Genomic DNA, 16,538 nt, shown 5'->3' on the forward strand with positions numbered 1-16,538 from the left:
CGATGAGCACACGCCATACCCGCCTGTCCGGCCTGGAACCGCTGGTCATCACGCCCGACCTGCTGTTCGTCAACGTCGGCGAACGCACCAACGTCACCGGCTCCGCGCAGTTCCGCAAGCTGATCAAGGAAGACCGCTACGAGGAAGCCGTCGAGGTGGCGCGCCAGCAGGTGGCCAGCGGCGCGCAGATCATCGACGTCAACATGGACGAAGGCCTGATCGATTCGGAAGCGGCGATGACGCGCTTCCTCAACCTGATCGCCGCCGAACCGGACATCGCCCGCGTGCCGGTGATGGTCGACTCGTCCAAATGGAGCGTGCTCGAAGCCGGCCTGCGCTGCCTGCAGGGCAAGGGCATCGTCAATTCCATCTCGATGAAGGAAGGCGAGGAGCTGTTCCTCGAGCACGCGCGCAAGGTGCAGCAGTACGGCGCCGCCGTGGTGGTGATGGCCTTCGACGAACAGGGCCAGGCCGATACCTGCGAACGCAAGGTGGAGATCTGTTCGCGCGCCTATGCGCTGCTCACCGGACAGCTCGACTTCCCGCCCGAAGACATCGTGTTCGACCCGAACATCTTCGCCATCGCCACCGGCATCGAGGAACACAACAACTACGCGGTGGACTTTATCGAAGCCACCCGCGAGCTGAAGCGGCGCTTCCCGCTCAGCCATATTTCCGGCGGCGTCTCCAACGTGTCGTTCTCGTTCCGCGGCAACAACACCGTGCGCGAGGCGATCCATTCGGTGTTCCTGTACCACGCCATCAAGGCCGGCATGGACATGGGCATCGTCAACGCCGGCGCGCTGATGATCTACGACGAGGTGCCGGCCGAGCTGCGCGAGCGCGTCGAGGACGTGGTGCTGAACCGCCGCGCCGACGCCACCGAGCGCCTGCTGGAGATCGCCGACAACTACAAGGCGAAGAAAGGCGAGGTGGTGGTCGAGAACCTGGCCTGGCGCGAGAAGCCCGTGCGCGAGCGCCTCAGCCACGCCCTGGTGCACGGCATCGACGCCTTCGTCGAGGCCGACACCGAAGAGGCGCGCCAGCTCGCCGCGCGCCCGCTGGACGTGATCGAAGGCCCGCTGATGGACGGCATGAACGTGGTCGGCGACCTGTTCGGCGCCGGCAAGATGTTCCTGCCCCAGGTGGTCAAGTCCGCCCGCGTGATGAAGAAGGCAGTGGCCTACCTGCTGCCGTATATCGAGGAAGAAAAGGCCCGCACCGGCGACGTCGGCAAGAACAACGGCACCATCGTGATGGCTACCGTGAAGGGCGACGTGCACGACATCGGCAAGAACATCGTCGGCGTGGTGCTCCGCTGCAACAACTTCGAGGTGATCGACCTGGGCGTGATGGTGCCGGCGCAGAAGATCCTGGACACCGCGCGCGAGCACAAGGCCGACCTGATCGGCCTGTCCGGCCTGATCACGCCCTCGCTGGAGGAAATGAGCCACGTCGCGCGCGAAATGCAGCGGCAGGAATTCAGCATTCCCCTGCTGATCGGCGGCGCCACCACCTCGCGCGCGCATACGGCGCTGAAGATCGACCCGCATTACAAGGCGCCCACCGTATGGGTGAAGGACGCCTCGCGCGCCGTCGGCGTGGCGCAGTCGCTGGTCAGCAAGGACCTGGTCGACGCCTTCATGGCCAAGGTGCGCGCCGACTACGAGGAAGTGCGCGAACGCCACCGCAACCGCGGCCCCGGCAAGAGCCTGGTGCCGCTGGAGAAGGCCCGCGCGCAGCGCTACAGCTGCGACTGGGCCGCGTACGAGCCGCCGCAGCCGCGCCAGCCGGGCGTCACCGTGTTCGACGACTACGACCTGGCGGAACTGCGCAGCTACATCGACTGGACGCCGTTCTTCCAGGCTTGGGAACTGGCCGGCCGCTATCCGGCCATCCTCACCGACGACGTCGTCGGCACCCAGGCCAGCGAACTGTTCCGCGACGCGCAGGCGATGCTCGACCGCATCGTCGCCGAGCGCTGGCTGACCGCGCGCGCGGTAATCGGCTTCTGGCCCGCGGCGCAGGTCGGCGACGACACCGAGGTCTACGCCGAAGACGGCCGCAGGCTCGCCATGCTGCGCCACCTGCGCCAGCAGGCGGACAAGCCGGCGGACCGTCCGGATCTCTGCCTGGGCGACTTCATCGCGCCGAAGGAAGCCGGCAAGCGCGACTGGGTCGGCGGCTTCGCGGTCACCGCGGGCATCGGCATCGAGGCACATATCGCCCGCTTCGAAGCGGACCACGACGACTACTCGTCGATCCTGCTCAAGGCGCTGGCCGACCGCCTGGCCGAGGCTTTCGCCGAACGCATGCACGAGCGGGTGCGCCGCGAGTTCTGGGGCTATGCGCCGGACGAGGCGCTGGATAACGAAGCGCTGATCGACGAAAAATACCGCGGCATCCGCCCCGCCCCCGGCTATCCGGCCTGCCCCGACCACACCGAGAAAAGCACGCTGTTCAAGCTGCTGGACGTGACCGCCAACACCGGCATCGAGCTGACCGAGGGCTACGCGATGTATCCGACGGCGGCGGTGTCCGGCTGGTACTTCTCGCATCCGGACAGCCAGTATTTCGTGGTGGGACGGTTGACCCGCGAGCAGGTCGAGGATTACGCGAAGCGCAAGGGGTGGACTCGCGAGGAGGCGGAGAGGTGGCTGGCGCCGAATTTGGATTACGATCCGGATTGAGGGTGAGGGGCTGGCGCCCCTTTTTGCTCGGTCATCCCGGCGTAGGCCGGGATCCAGTAACTGTATCGCTTGGTTTTCGCGTTATCGCGAATGGGCCGCTTATGCAGCGGGCATTTCGGACGCCTGCTCGTTGCTCGTCATTCCGGCGTAGGCCGGAATCCAGTTTCTGTATCGCTTGGTTTTCGCGTTACCGCGATTGGGCCGCTTATGCAGCGGGCATTTCGGACGCCTGCCGGCGCCCGAGTCACTTTTTCTTTGCTGGCCCAAAGAAAAAGTAACCCAAAAGAAATGGCCTGAGAGCCAAGGCTCGCGACGCGACTAGAAGGAGCAGTGGGCGGCTGCGGTAACTTGATTAACCTGGGTCTATACGAAACCACGGTGCGTTTACGTAACGCATGCTTCAACGTGCCGTGGCCGAGAGGATGTTCAAGAACCGAGGCCAGCTTCTGCTCTTCGTTCCTGCCTACCTCACGACATCACCCCTCTCCCCTCCGGGGAGAGGGCAGGGTGAGGGGCCAGGCGGAGCGCAACGCTAAATCTTGCCGTGACGTAGGTTGGGGTGAGCCGCAGGCGAACCCCAACATCCGCACCTTCACGCGCCTCGCCACGTTGGGGTTCGCCTGCGGCTCACCCCAACCTACGTTGGCGGCGGCGCATATAAGAGCGAAGAGCCAAAGCTGGCCTCAGTCCTTGAACATCCTCTCGGCAATGGCACGTTGAAGCACGCGTTACGTAAACGCACTGCCGTTTCGTGTAGACCCAGGTTAATCAGGTTACCGCGGCCGTCCACTGCTCCTTCTAGTCGCGTCGCGAGCCTTTGCTCTAAGGCTATTTCTCTTTGGTTACTTTCTCTTTGAGCCAGCAAAGAGAAAGTGACCCGGGCGCCGGCAGGCGTCCGGAATGCCCGCTGCATAAGCGGCCCAATCGCGATACCGCGAAAACCAAGCGATACAGAAACTGGATCCCGGCCTACGCCGGAATGACGTGCATGAGCGGGACGACGCTCAGGTCTCCTCCGGCCCCCCGGGCCGCACCGTCTCCGGCCTGTGCTGCCGCAAATGCGCAAACACATTGTAAATCGACACCAGCATCGGAAACGCCGTCTGGATGATGCCGACCGAATCATTCTTGCCCCAGATGAAATAGGCCAGCGTCAACACACTGCCAGCCACCGACAGGTACCAGAACGACATCGGCACCACCACTTTCTTCTGCTTCTTGGTGGCATAGAACTGCACGAACCAGCGCGCGGTGAACAGCAGCGTGCCGAGCAGGCCGATGACTTTCCACGGCGTCAGCGTAATCAGGTGCAGGTTGGCGAGAGCTTCGTGCATGGCGGTCATCCGTACGGGTCAGCCGGGGCATTGTAGGCGCGGGCGCGGTGGCGCCGCGAAAACGCGAAGGCCACCGCGGGGGTGGCCTTCGTGTTTCGATCGGGATGGTGGGCGGTACAAGGATCGAACTTGTGACACCTGCCGTGTGAAGGCAGTGCTCTACCGCTGAGCTAACCGCCCGCCGGAAGCGCGAAACTATACGGGGACTTCACCAGCAGGTCAATGCCCATGACCGAAGATTCTGAGCCCGCCTGCCCTACCCGGCCCGCCGCCGCAGCCGGTATTCGTGGCGCCCCACATAGACCGCCGCCGCCAGCACCATCAGGCCCAGCACGTACCAGGTGATCAGGTAGCTCAGGTGATTGTTGGGAAAGCTGGTCACGGTGAGTCCGCCGCGCGGCCAGGCGTCGGCCTGCGCCGGGTCGGCATCCGCGTCGACGAAGAACGGCGCCACCGCACCCAGCCCTCTCGCCCTGGCGATGGCCTGCACGTCGCGCGCATACCAGCGTGCATGCGCGGGGTCGTTATGGCGCAGGAACACTTTCGTCTCGGGCGTGCGCAGCAGGCCGGTGACCGTCGCCTCGCCCGCGGGGCCGGGCGCGCAACGTCCGTCGCGGCCGCAGGCCTCGGCCGGCACGAAGCCGCGGTTGACCAGCACGATGGAACCGTCGTCCTGGCGCAGCGGCGTCATCACCCAATAGCCGCTGCCCAGCGCGGTGCTGGCCGCGACCAGCACCTGCTGCTCGTAGAGGAACACGCCGGCAAGGCGCACGTGGCGGTATTCGTGGCTGGCCGCCGTGACGGCGGGCCATTCGGACGGCGTGGGCGCGGCGACGGCCGGCGCATGCACGCGCTGCTCCACGCGGGCGATCAGCTCGCGCTTCCAGGCCAGGCGCTGCACCTGCCAGGTGCCCAGGGCGACGAAGCCGGCAAACGCCGCCAGCGCGCACAGCGCCAGCAGCGACAAGGCGAGCGGCCCGCGCGGGCCGCGCTCGGACGCATCGGCGGCGCCTAGCCTGGCCATGGCAGCGCCGCCGCGACGGGGATCACGGCAGGTTCCGCGGATCCATCAGGGCCGGCATCATGTTGTGATTCAGGTGATACATCACCCAGATCGAACCGCTCAACGTGATCAGCACCAGCACCGCGGTAAAGATCAGGGCCAGCATGTTCCAGCCGCCCTCCGACTTCGCGTTCATGTGCAGGAAGTACACCATGTGCACCACGATCTGCACGGCGGCGAAGCCCAGGATCACGAACGCCGTGGCGCTGGGATCCTTCAGGCCGCCGCTCATCACCAGCGCGAACGGCACCGCGGTCAGCAGCACCGCCAGCACGAAGCCGATCATGTAGCCCTTCAGCGAGACGTGGCCGATGCCGTCGTCGTGCTCGTGATGCTCGCCATGGCCATGCTCATCGTGGCCATGTCCGGCATGGACGTCGGTATGCGCGCTCACGGCAGCACTCCCATCAGATAGACAAAGCTGAAGACGCCGATCCACACCACGTCCAGGAAGTGCCAGAACATCGACAGGCACCACAGGCGGCGCTTGTTCGGCCCGATCAGGCCCTTGCGCTTGACCTGCACCATCAGCGTGATCAGCCAGATGATGCCGCAGCTCACATGCAGGCCGTGCGTGCCGACCAGGGTGAAGAACGAGGACAGGAAGGCGCTGCGCTGCGGACCGTTGCCCTCGGCGATCAAGTGCCCGAACTCGTACAGCTCGATGCCGATGAAGCCGGCGCCGAGCAGGCCGGTGACGGCCAGCCACACCAGGGTGGGATTCACCCGCTTGCGCTGCATCTCCAGCATGGCGAAGCCATAGGTGATCGACGACAGCAGCAGCAGCGAGGTATTGAGCGCCACCAGCGGCAGCTCGAACACTTCCGCGCCGGTGGGACCGCCGGCATAGCTGCGGCCCAGCACGCCGTACACCGCGAACAGGCAGGCGAAGATGAGGCAGTCGCTCATCAGGTACAGCCAGAAGCCCAGCAGCGTGCCGTTCTCCGGGTGATGCTCGGTTTCCTGGTGGAACCGCAGCGGCGCGGCGGCCGTGTTGTAGGTGTCGTAGGACTTCGCGTCAGACATGGCTGGCCAGCGCCTCGGTGCGCGCCGCTTCCACCCGGGCCACGTCGGCGGCCTGGATGTAGTACTCGCGGTTGTAGTTGAAGGTATGCCCGATCGCCACGGCCAGCAGGGACACGAAGGCCAGCGCGGCGACCAGCCACATCTGCCAGATCATGGCGAAGCCCAGCACCGTGCTGATGCCGGCCAGGATGATGCCGGCGCCGGTGTTCTTCGGCATGTGGATGTCGATGAACCCCGACAGCGGACGCTGCCAGCCCAGCTGCTTCATCTGCCACCAGGCGTCGCCGTCGTGCACTACCGGGGTGAAGGCGAAGTTGTAGGCCGGCGGCGGCGAGGAGGTGGACCACTCCAGCGTGCGGCCGTTCCAGGGGTCGCCGGTGACGTCGCGCAGCTTGTCGCGGCGCAGGAAGCTCACTACGAACTGGATCAGCATGGCGCCGATGCCCAGCGCGATCAGCACCGCGCCGAAGGCGGCGATCTGGAACCAGATCTGCAGCGAGGGATCCTCGAAGTGGCTGATGCGGCGGGTCACGCCCATCAGGCCCAGCACGTACAGCGGCATGAAGGCGAAGTAGAAACCCACCACCCACAGCCAGAACGAGCACTTGCCCCAGAACACGTCGAGCTTGAAGCCGAAGGCCTTGGGGAACCAGAAATTGATCGCCGCGAACGCGCCGAACAGCACGCCGCCGATGATCACGTTATGGAAGTGCGCGATCAGGAACAGGCTGTTGTGCAGCGAGAAGTCCGCCGGCGGCACCGCCAGCAGCACGCCGGTCATGCCGCCGATCACGAAGGTGACCATGAAGGCCACCGTCCACATCATCGGCAGCTCGAAGTGGATGCGGCCGCGGTACATGGTGAACAGCCAGTTGAAGATCTTCGCGCCCGTGGGGATCGAGATGATCATCGTGGTGATGCCGAAGAACGAGTTCACGCTCGCGCCCGAGCCCATGGTGAAGAAGTGGTGCAGCCACACCAGGTAGGCCAGCACCGTGATCACGATGGTGGCGTACACCATCGAGGTGTAGCCGAACAGGCGCTTGCGGGCGAAGGTGGAGACCACCTCGGAGAACACGCCGAACATCGGCAGGATCAGGATGTAGACCTCCGGATGGCCCCAGATCCAGATCAGGTTCACGTACATCATGGCGTTGCCGCCAAGCTCGTTGGTGAACATGTGGGTGCCGAGGTAACGGTCCATCGACAGCAGCGCCAGCACCGCGGTCAGCACCGGGAAGGCGGCGATGATCAGCACGTTGGTGCACAGCGCGGTCCAGGTGAACACCGGCATCTGCATCAGCTTCATGCCCGGCGCGCGCATCTTGATGATGGTCACCAGCAGGTTCACGCCCGACAGCAAGGTGCCGACACCGGCTATCTGCAGGGACCATATGTAGTAGTCCACGCCCACATCCGGACTGGCCAGGATGCCCGACAGCGGCGGATAGGCCAGCCAGCCGGTGCGCGCGAACTCGCCCACGAACAGCGAGGCCATCACCAGCACGGCGCCGGCGGTGGTCATCCAGAAGCTGAAGTTGTTGAGGAAGGGGAAGGCCACGTCGCGCGCGCCGATCTGCAGCGGCACCACGTAGTTCATCAGGCCGGTGACGATCGGCATCGCCACGAAGAAGATCATGATCACGCCGTGGGCGGTGAAGACCTGGTCGTAGTGATGCGGCGGCAGGTAGCCGAGGTTGTCGCCGAAGGAGATCGCCTGCTGCAGGCGCATCATGATGGCGTCGGCGAAGCCGCGCAGCAGCATCACCAGGCCTAGCACCATGTACATGATGCCGATCTTCTTGTGATCGATGCTGGTGAACCATTCGCGCCAGAGATAACCCCACAGGCGGTATTTGGTGATCACCGCGAGCAGCGCCAGGCCGCCGACCAGCACGGCGGCGAAGGTGGCCAGCAGGATCGGCTCGTGGAACGGAATGGCGTCCCAGCTGAGACGGCCGAAGATCAGTTTGGTCAGATCGGGATGGTCAGACATCTTGGACACCCGGGAAGGCGCAATGCGTAAGGCGGACGGGACGGCGCACGATCAGTGCTCCATGTGTTCCATGTGCGGCATGTCGTGCTCGCCGGCCGGCTTGCCGGCGCGGGCCGCATCTTTTGCCATGGTCTCGTGCATGCACGGCGTACCCGGTGCGACGCACAGATTGACGATGGCCGGATACAGGTCGGGCGCGACCGTGGCGTAGCGGCGCACGGGTTCGTTCTCGCTGGGCTTTTCCAGCTGCAGATAGCTTTCGCGGGTGAGCGCGCCGCCATCCTTCGCCTTGGCCACCCATTGCTCGAACTCGCCTTCGCTGAGCCCCAGGAACTTGAAGTGCATGCCCGAGAAACCGGCGCCGCTGTAGTTCGCCGAAATGCCCTCGTAGCTGCCCGGCTTGTTGATCACCGCATGCAGCTTGGTCTCCATGCCCGGCATGGCGTAGATCTGGCCGGCCAGCGAGGGGATGAAGAACGAGTTCATCACGGTCGAGGCGGTGATCTTGAACTGGATCGGGCGGTCGACCGGCGCGGCCAGCTCGTTCACCGTGGCGATGCCCTGCTCCGGATAAATGAACAGCCACTTCCAGTCCAGCGCCACCACGTCCACTTCCAGCGGCTTGGCACCGGCCGGAATTTCGCGGCCGGCGGCGATGCGCTCCAGCGGCCGGAACGGATCGAGCTTGTGCGTGCTCACCCAGGTCAGCGCGCCCAGCGCGATGATGATCAGCAGCGGGGCCGACCAGATCAGCAGCTCCAGCACGGTGGAGTGGTCCCAGTCCGGCTTGTAGGTGGCTTTCTGGTTGGACGCGCGGTAGCGCCAGGCGAAGAACAGCGTGAGGCCGATCACCGGTACGACGATGAGCAGCATCAGCACCAGCGAGATCAGGATGATGTCGCGCTGCTGGACGGCCATGTCGCCGGACGGCGACATGAGCACGGTCTGGCAGCCCGACAGCAACAGGACGGCGGGGAGCAGCAGTCCGCGGAGAGCCTTGGAGGACATGGGCCGGAAGGGGAGCAGAAGCATGGGGAGAGACCCGGAAGTTAACCTACGCGTGCTGCGCCGCGGAATAGGACACTTTGTCTCATGGCGATTAAACGCCGCCGGTGCGATCCTTACGCGAACCACCCCAGTTCTCAAGTTCAAGCATGGCCATGTCGAGCACTTTTGACCAACACGGATCCCCGGACACGGCCCGCCAGGACGCGCTCCAGGACAGGCCCGCCCCCGGCCACTCCCAGGTCGCCCCCGGCGAGATCGCCGTCGGCGTGGTGATCGGGCGCGCTTCCGAGTACTTCGACTTCTTCGTGTTCGGCATCGCCTCGGTGCTGGTGTTCCCGTCGGTGTTCTTCCCGTTCCGCGACCGCCTGCACGGCCTGCTGCTGTCCTTCGTGGTGTTCGCCCTGGCCTTCGTGGCGCGCCCGTTCGGCACCGCCCTGTTCATGACCATCCAGCGCCGCTGGAGCCGCGGCACCAAGCTCACCGCCGCGCTGTTCCTGCTGGGCAGCGCCACCGTGGGCATGGCCTTCCTGCCCGGCTTCGACACGCTGGGCTGGCGCGCGATCGCCCTGCTCGCCTTCTTCCGCCTGCTGCAGGGCATCGCCTTCGGCGGCTCCTGGGACGGCCTGCCCTCGCTGCTGGCGCTGAACACGCCGAAGGGCCGCCGCGGCTGGTACGCCATGCTCGGCCAGCTCGGCGCGCCGATCGGCTTCATGCTGGCCAGCGGGCTGTTCCTGTTCCTGCACAGCCAGCTGTCCAGCGAAGACTTCCTCAGCTGGGGCTGGCGCTATCCGTTCTTCGTGGCCTTCGCCATCAACGTGGTGGCGCTGTTCGCGCGCCTGCGCCTGGTGGTGACCGAGGAGTACACCCAGGCGCTGGAAGAAAGCGCGCTGGAACCGATCGGCATCTTCGAGATGCTGCGCAAGCAGGACTACAACATCTTCCTGGGCGCGTTCGCCGCGCTGGCCAGCTATGCGCTGTTCCATCTGGTCACGGTGTTCCCGCTGTCGTGGATCAGCCTGGGCTCGACCCAGTCGGTCAACCAGGTGCTGCTGATCCAGGTGGTCGGCGCCGGTGTCGGCATCCTGGGCACCATCGCCTCGGGCTTCGTGGCCGACCGCATCGGCCGCCGCACCACCCTGGGCACGCTGGCCGCGCTGATCGGCCTGTTCAGCTTCTTCGCGCCCTGGCTGCTCGGCGGCAGCCGCGCCGCGCAGGACGCCTTCATCCTGATCGGCTTCGCCCTGCTCGGCCTGTCCTACGGCCAGTCCGCCGGCACGGTGACCTCGAACTTCCCGATCCGCTTCCGCTACACCGGCGCGGCCCTCACCGCCGACGTGGCCTGGCTGATCGGCGCCGCCTTCGCGCCGCTGGTGGCGCTGGGCCTGTCCAGCAAGTTCGGCCTGGGCGCGGTCACGGTGTACCTGCTGTCCGGCGCGATCTGCACGCTGGGCGCACTGCGCCTGAACCGGGCGCTCGAAGCGCGCGACTGAGCATCGGCGTGCATGCCATAAAAAAGGCCCGGCAGCGCCGGGCTTTTTTATTTCAGGGTTTCCAGAGGAACCGCGCCGGCAGCGCGACCCGGCTGTCCTGGTTCACCTGGATCTCCTTGGCGCGATGCGTGCGCACGAAACCCTGCCGCTTGAGCAGGCGCTGCATGCCGCGCGAGAAGTCGGTGCAGAAGCATTCCACGCCGCCGGCCGGCGCGCGGCGCAGCGCATAGTCCACCAGCAGGCGGCCGATGCCGGCACGGCGCGCGGATTCCGCCACTACCAGGTATTCGAGCAGCACGGCGGGTGCGCCGTCGTCGAGGCTCACGTCCTTCAGCAGCATCGCGCCCAGGACCTGCCCCGCCTTGCGCGCGACCACGAAGCGGATGCCTGCCTTGCCGCGGCGCCAAGGCAGGCGCCTGGCCAGGATGGCCCTGGCGCAGTCCAGCCCGTGCTTGCGCATCACATAGGGCATCGATGCATAGGCACCGGCGAAATGCCCCTGGCGCGCGCCTTCGACGATTTCGCCGACGAAGAAGAAAATATCCCAAGGCTCACCGGGTGCCAGCACGACACGGTCGTCCACCACCAGTCCGGCGTTATTGAGCAGCATCGATGTCCCCTTGAGCAAAACGTTCTGACCGGACCGCCGGGTATCCCGTCCCCTTCGCCTTGCGGCGCGGCAGTCCCTGCCAGGATACGCCCGCAGAGATGCGTTCCGGTGCCTAGGCTAGCGATTTCCGGACGCAATGAGTTGCGCCGTGCGGACCTGGGTTCCTTGCGTCTCGCGCGCGTGTGATGCAGAACGCAAAAAAAGACCCGCCGTTGACGGGTCTCCGGTGGCGGACTTCGGCCATGCGGTCTATGTCATATGGCCGATGGCTTCGAACGCTGCAGGCTGAGCAGCAGCAGTACCGCCGCCAGCACCGCATAAGCCCCGGCGAACTGCCACACCAGCGCGCGCGCGCCGGCATCGAGCAGCCAGGGCAGATACACGCCGCCCGCCGGATCCACCGAATGGATCAAGCCGAACAAGGCCAGGCCGGCGCCGAGCAGCAGGATCAGCGCCGCGCGCCCGCTCTTGCCGTCGATCATCGCCACCACGAAGCTGGCCCACACCATCGAGGTGATGATGAAGCCGTTGCCCAGGATGGTGATCACCGCCAGCTCCGCGATGCCGTGCCCCTGCTGGCTGAACAGTTCGCCGAAATGCTGCGGCGAGACGTAAGTCGGGTCGCTCAGCTTGATCGTCACCATCCGCGCGATCGCCGGAAAGAAACTGAACACCACCGCGGCCGCATAGCGCATCGGCGTGGCTTCGAACGCCTGCACGGTGATGCCGATCGCCACGAACACCAGGATCGGCGCCAGCACCGACAGCGGCACCAGCTCCACCAGGTTGGACAGATAGCCGAACACGCCGCCCAGCCCGATCACGATGCCGGTCAGCAGCGTATAGCCGCTGCGCGCGCCCATCGCCTTGTACGAAGGCTGGCCGATGTACGGCGTGGTCTGCGCCACGCCGCCGCAGAAACCGGCGACCAGGGTGGCCAGCGCTTCCACCAGCAGGATGTCGCGGGTGCGGTATTCGTCGCCGGCCGCGCGCGCGCTTTCGGTGACGTTGATGCCGCCCACCACCATCAGCAGGCCGAACGGCAGGATCAGCGGCAGGTACGGCACGGTGTAGGCGATGCCGTCCAGCCACTTCAGCGTCGGCAGCGGCAGCGCGAAGCGCCAGGTCCATCCGGCCGGCGCGTGATAGCCGCTGCCCAGCCAGCCCAGCGGCCCCAGCACGTAGTACAGCGCCGCGCCGATCGCCACCGCCGCCAGCACGCCCGGCACGCCGAACGGCAACCGCCCTTTCGCCACCAGCGCGTACAGCACCACGCCAAGGCCGGCGAAACCGACCAGCGGCACTTTCATGATTTCCACCAGCGGCAGGAAGCCCATCAGCACCAGGGCGATGCCGGCGATCGAGCCGAGCAGCCCCGCGCGCGGCACATGCCGCTGCACTGCGCCGCCGAAGAACGACAGCACGAACTTCAGCACGCCCATCACCACCAGCGAGGCCATGCCCAGTTCCCAGGTGGCCTGCGCGGCAGCCGCTTCGTCCATGCCGCCCTGCTTGAAATGCACGAAGGCCGGGCCGAGCACCAGCAGGGCCATGCCGATGCTGGTCGGCGCGTCCAGGCCCAGCGGCATCGCGGTCACGTCGTCGCGGCCCACCCGCGCGGCCAGCCGGCGCGCCATGGCGGTATAGGCGAGATTGCCCAGCAGCACGCCCAGCGCGGTGCCGGGAAACATGCGCAGGAACACGATGTCGGCGGGGAACCCGAAGATGCCGATCAACGCGGTGGCGAGGAAGGCCATGATGGACAGGTTGTCCACCACCAGGCCGAGGAAACCATTGAGGTCGCCGGGCGTCAGCCAGCGGCGTGTCGCGGTGTTGTTCAAAGTGATGTCCTGATGCGCTGATTAGAACGACACATCCGCCGGCTGCGTCACCCGCAGCACCGACTGATCGCCCGTGCGCTGCTTCCACGCCGCGCGGATCGCCTCGACCTTGGCGCGGTTCTCGGCCGTGTCCGGATAATCGATCACCAGCTGCTTGGAGCGCAGCCGCTCGGGCGTGCTCTGCTGCTTGCCCTGCCACTGGCCGTAGACGTCGATCACGCTCAGCCCGTCGGGAAAGCGCGGCGTCACTTCGCGATCGAGGAACTCGCGCCAGGCCTGCTCGCTCACGCCGTTGCCCGGCTGGTCCGCCAGCCCCAGGCCGAAATACAGCCGCGTCTCCACCCAGCCCTGAGTCGCAGCCGGATGCGCATGGTCGCCCTGCAGGGTCGCACCGGCCGTGGCCTGCGGTTGCGTGGCGCAACCCGCCACCAGGCCAAAAGCCAGCACCGCCGCCAGCGCACGCTGAAATTGCATAGGGATTCCCTGTCGTCGTTTGGACGTCCAGACGGATAAACCGTCGTACGCCCGGAAAGTTTCGTGACGAAGTATTGACATGAACCTTGCGCAATGCAACAAATGCCGGACGGCGCGGGAGCACCGCGCCCTTCCCTATCTTCGCGAACCTCGCCGTGACCATCACGACCGCCGGACAACGCCGCTTGCCGCGTACCGCCCGAATGCGGCGATGTTGCTGTCGCTGATTTTTTTCGCGACGCGCTGATCCAGCGCCTTCCAGACAAGACCTTCGACGCCGCATCCCCATGCGGCGCGCCCCGCTGCTGCCCGCTGCAAGGAATCCGCATGTCCATCGTTTCCCGCACGTATCGCCGTACCTTCCTGTCCACCGCGCTGCTGCTCGCCGCGTCCGCCGTCCACGCGCAGGCCCAGCAGGCCGGCAACGCCGCGCCGCGCACGCTGGACCAGGTCGTGGTCACCGGCGTGCGCGCCAGCAGCCGCACCGCACTGGAATCGCCGGTACCCGTGGACGTGCTGAGCCAGGACGACCTGCGCGCCGCCGGCGCGGTCAACGGCGAACTGGGCCAGGCACTGGCCAACCTGCTGCCTTCGTTCAATTTCCCGCGCCAGTCCAATTCCGGCGGCTCAGACCACGTGCGCGCCGCGCAGCTGCGCGGACTGTCGCCCGACCAGGTGCTGGTGCTGGTCAACGGCAAGCGCTTCCACACCTCGGCCCTGGTCAACAGCGATACCAAGATCGGGCGCGGCACCACGCCGGTGGATTTCAACGCCATCCCGATCAGCGCGATCAAGCGGGTGGAAGTGCTGCGCGACGGCGCCGGCGCGCAATACGGTTCGGACGCCATCGCCGGCGTGGTCAACATCATCCTGGACGACGCGCCCGGAGGCGGCGAAGTCACCGGCAGCTACGGCGCCAACCACACCCGCTTCAGCCCCGCCGACCGCACCATCACCGACGGCAACAGCAGCTACGGCACCGCCAAGTTCGGCACGCGGCTGGCCGGCACCGGCTTCTTCCGCGCCGGCATCGAGGCCGGCCACCACGACGCCACCAACCGCGCGGGCCTCGACACCGTGCCGGACTGGCTGGCCGATCCCACGCCCGCCAACCTGGCGCTGCGCGGGCGGCGCAACTATGCGGCGGGCGATCCGAAGTCGGAGAACTACAGCGGCTGGCTCAACAGCGAACTGCCGCTGGGCGATAACGCCCGGCTGTACTGGTTCGGCACCTACACCCAGCGCCACACCATCGGCGACAACTATTTCCGCTATCCGGACAGCAGCGCGAATGTGACCTCGATCTACCCCGACGGCTACCGCCCCGAATCGGTCGGCAGTAACCGCGACGTGCAGACCGCCGCCGGCATCCGCGGCACGCTGGCCGACTGGCATCTCGACGGCAGCCTCAACTGGGGCAGCAATGCCTTCGACTACGACCTGCGCGATTCGCTCAACGCCTCGCTCGGCCCCGCCAGCCCCACCTCGTTCCATATCGGCAGTTACCGCTTCAATCAGGGCAGCGCCAACCTGGACGCCAACCGCGAGTTCGCCGCCGGCAGCCGCTACGTCACCGTGTCGCTGGGCGGCGAATACCGCCACGAGCAGTTCCGCACCCTGCCCGGCGATCCGGCCTCGTACGCGGTCGGCCCCTATCTCGACGCACCGGTCGGAGCACAGGCCGGCGGCGGCCTGCAACCGCAGGATGCGGCGCGGCTGTCGCGCAACGTCGGCGCGGCTTACGCGGAAGTGTCCAGCGACATCACCGACCATTTCTTTGCCGACGCCGCCGCGCGCTACGAACACTACAGCGACTTCGGCGGCAACTGGAGCGGCAAGCTCAGCACGCGCTGGGAATTCGCCCCGGGCTTCGCGCTGCGCGGCGCGGCCTCCAACAACTTCCGCGCCCCCTCGCTCAGCCAGATCGGTTTCGAGTCCACCACCAGCGGCTACGGCGCCGACGGCAAGCTGGTCACCGGCCGCATCCTGTCGGTGAACAACCCGCTCGCGCGCGGCCTGGGTGCGCAGGCGCTGAAGCCGGAGAAGTCGCGCAACTTCAGCCTCGGGCTGACCGGCCAGCTCGGCGAGCACTTCGACTTCAGCCTCGACGCGTACCAGATCAGCATCGACGACCGCGTCACCCTGTCGGAAACCATCGACAGCGCCGGCCTGGAGGACTACATCCTGCAGCACTTCGGCGTCCCCGGCGTGCAAAGCGTGGCCTTCTTCACCAATGCGGTGGACACCCGCACGCGCGGCGCCGAGCTGGTCGGCAACTACCGCACGCCCTGGGCCGGCGGCCGGCTGCTGCTCACCCTCGCCTACAGCCGCAACCACACCGACATCCGCGGCGTGCGCGCCACGCCGCCGGAACTGGCGGCGACCGGCGCCGGCAACGTGCTGTTCGGCGACGAGGAGCGCAACACCCTCACCGACGCCGCGCCGCGCCAGCGCGGTTCGTTCAGCGCCAACTGGAGCAACCGGCGCTGGTCCCTGCTCGGCCGCGTCACGCGGCAAGGCTCGACGGTGCGCGTATTCGACTTCGGCGGCGGCTTCGAACCACGCCAGGTCTATGCCGCGCGCTGGCAGCTGGATGCCGAAGCGGAGCTGCACGTGACCGGGCGCTTCAGCCTGGCGCTGGGCGGCTACAACCTCACCAACCAGTACCCCACGCGCTCCAACAGCGACATCAATTACGCCGGCAATTTTCCTTACGACGTGATCTCGCCGATCGGCGTCAACGGCGCGTATTGGTATGGGCGTGCGCGCTACACGTTCTGATCATGAATGCCGTCGCGCGCATGCACCGCACACGCGCAACGGCATCCGCAACCGCCACTGTCGCCCACCGCTTGCGCAACTAAAGTAGTTGACACCGACCACGTACGTTGGCGCACAATGCACCACCCGCGCTCGAATACGCGTGGGCCCACTGCCAAGCTTCACCCGCAACACCCATCGCCGCATGCTCACCGCATGCGGCGATGTTCGTTTCAGGGCACGCCG

Annotated in this window: 13 protein-coding genes and 1 tRNA gene; 4 read left to right on the forward strand and 10 right to left on the reverse strand. The window is 66.5% G+C overall.

Annotated features, from left to right (window positions below; translation table 11 throughout):
• Nucleotides 1-2 precede the first annotated feature (2 nt).
• The gene (gene metH / locus FHW84_RS11660) at nucleotides 3-2,690 is read left to right on the forward strand and encodes a methionine synthase (RefSeq protein ID WP_208399752.1); all 2,688 of its coding nucleotides are present in this window, start codon (nucleotides 3-5) and stop codon (nucleotides 2,688-2,690) included.
• Between the two features lie 1,004 nt (nucleotides 2,691-3,694).
• Here metH and FHW84_RS11665 read toward each other — a convergent pair.
• From FHW84_RS11665 to cyoA, 7 genes are all read right to left on the reverse strand, one after another.
• Nucleotides 3,695-4,024: a lipid-A-disaccharide synthase N-terminal domain-containing protein gene (locus FHW84_RS11665; protein ID WP_167255630.1), complete on the reverse strand. Its 330-nt coding sequence runs from the start codon at nucleotides 4,022-4,024 to the stop codon at nucleotides 3,695-3,697.
• 105 nt (nucleotides 4,025-4,129) lie between these two features.
• Nucleotides 4,130-4,204 (reverse strand) — tRNA-Val (locus FHW84_RS11670).
• A 76-nt stretch (nucleotides 4,205-4,280) separates the two neighbouring features.
• Nucleotides 4,281-5,048, reverse strand: coding sequence for an SURF1 family protein (locus FHW84_RS11675; protein WP_167255632.1), 768 nt, complete (start codon nucleotides 5,046-5,048; stop codon nucleotides 4,281-4,283).
• A gap of 22 nt (nucleotides 5,049-5,070) precedes the next feature.
• The gene (gene cyoD, locus FHW84_RS23260; RefSeq protein ID WP_167255634.1) at nucleotides 5,071-5,481 is read right to left on the reverse strand and encodes a cytochrome o ubiquinol oxidase subunit IV; all 411 of its coding nucleotides are present in this window, start codon (nucleotides 5,479-5,481) and stop codon (nucleotides 5,071-5,073) included.
• Nucleotides 5,478-6,113, reverse strand: a complete 636-nt coding sequence (gene cyoC, locus FHW84_RS11685) for a cytochrome o ubiquinol oxidase subunit III (protein WP_167255636.1) — start codon at nucleotides 6,111-6,113, stop codon at nucleotides 5,478-5,480. The genes cyoD and cyoC overlap by 4 nt, the downstream gene beginning before the upstream one ends.
• Complete coding sequence (cyoB, locus tag FHW84_RS11690) at nucleotides 6,106-8,079, reverse strand: cytochrome o ubiquinol oxidase subunit I (RefSeq protein ID WP_343203600.1); 1,974 nt, start codon at nucleotides 8,077-8,079, stop codon at nucleotides 6,106-6,108. Before cyoB ends, cyoC begins: the two co-directional genes overlap by 8 nt.
• A gap of 81 nt (nucleotides 8,080-8,160) precedes the next feature.
• The gene (cyoA, locus tag FHW84_RS11695) at nucleotides 8,161-9,141 is read right to left on the reverse strand and encodes a ubiquinol oxidase subunit II (protein ID WP_243868078.1); all 981 of its coding nucleotides are present in this window, start codon (nucleotides 9,139-9,141) and stop codon (nucleotides 8,161-8,163) included.
• 128 nt (nucleotides 9,142-9,269) lie between these two features.
• On the opposite strand from cyoA, the gene FHW84_RS11700 reads away from it, so the two are divergent.
• The gene (locus FHW84_RS11700; protein WP_208399753.1) at nucleotides 9,270-10,607 is read left to right on the forward strand and encodes an MFS transporter; all 1,338 of its coding nucleotides are present in this window, start codon (nucleotides 9,270-9,272) and stop codon (nucleotides 10,605-10,607) included.
• A gap of 52 nt (nucleotides 10,608-10,659) precedes the next feature.
• Here the strand turns inward: FHW84_RS11700 and FHW84_RS11705 are convergent, their stop codons facing one another.
• The 3 genes from FHW84_RS11705 to FHW84_RS11715 all read right to left on the reverse strand — a co-directional run bounded on the left by FHW84_RS11705 (nucleotide 10,660) and on the right by FHW84_RS11715 (nucleotide 13,532).
• On the reverse strand, nucleotides 10,660-11,217 hold the full coding sequence (locus tag FHW84_RS11705; protein WP_167255642.1) for a GNAT family N-acetyltransferase: 558 nt from the start codon (nucleotides 11,215-11,217) through the stop codon (nucleotides 10,660-10,662).
• 254 nt (nucleotides 11,218-11,471) lie between these two features.
• Entirely contained in the window at nucleotides 11,472-13,058 is a 1,587-nt protein-coding gene (locus FHW84_RS11710) for a hypothetical protein (RefSeq protein WP_167255644.1), read from the reverse strand.
• A 21-nt stretch (nucleotides 13,059-13,079) separates the two neighbouring features.
• Complete coding sequence (locus FHW84_RS11715) at nucleotides 13,080-13,532, reverse strand: DUF3574 domain-containing protein (RefSeq protein WP_167255646.1); 453 nt, start codon at nucleotides 13,530-13,532, stop codon at nucleotides 13,080-13,082.
• A gap of 79 nt (nucleotides 13,533-13,611) precedes the next feature.
• Between FHW84_RS11715 and FHW84_RS11720 the strand changes: the two genes are divergently transcribed.
• Both FHW84_RS11720 and FHW84_RS11725 read left to right on the forward strand, forming a co-directional pair.
• Nucleotides 13,612-13,779 (forward strand): hypothetical protein, encoded by a 168-nt coding sequence (locus FHW84_RS11720; RefSeq protein WP_167255648.1) that lies wholly within the window; start codon nucleotides 13,612-13,614, stop codon nucleotides 13,777-13,779.
• 80 nt (nucleotides 13,780-13,859) lie between these two features.
• The gene (locus tag FHW84_RS11725) at nucleotides 13,860-16,313 is read left to right on the forward strand and encodes a TonB-dependent receptor (RefSeq protein WP_167255650.1); all 2,454 of its coding nucleotides are present in this window, start codon (nucleotides 13,860-13,862) and stop codon (nucleotides 16,311-16,313) included.
• Nucleotides 16,314-16,538: the final 225 nt, after the last annotated feature.

It is taken from the genome of Dyella sp. SG562 (assembly GCF_011759495.1).
In the GTDB taxonomy this organism is placed as follows: Bacteria; Pseudomonadota; Gammaproteobacteria; order Xanthomonadales; family Rhodanobacteraceae; genus Dyella_D; species Dyella_D marensis.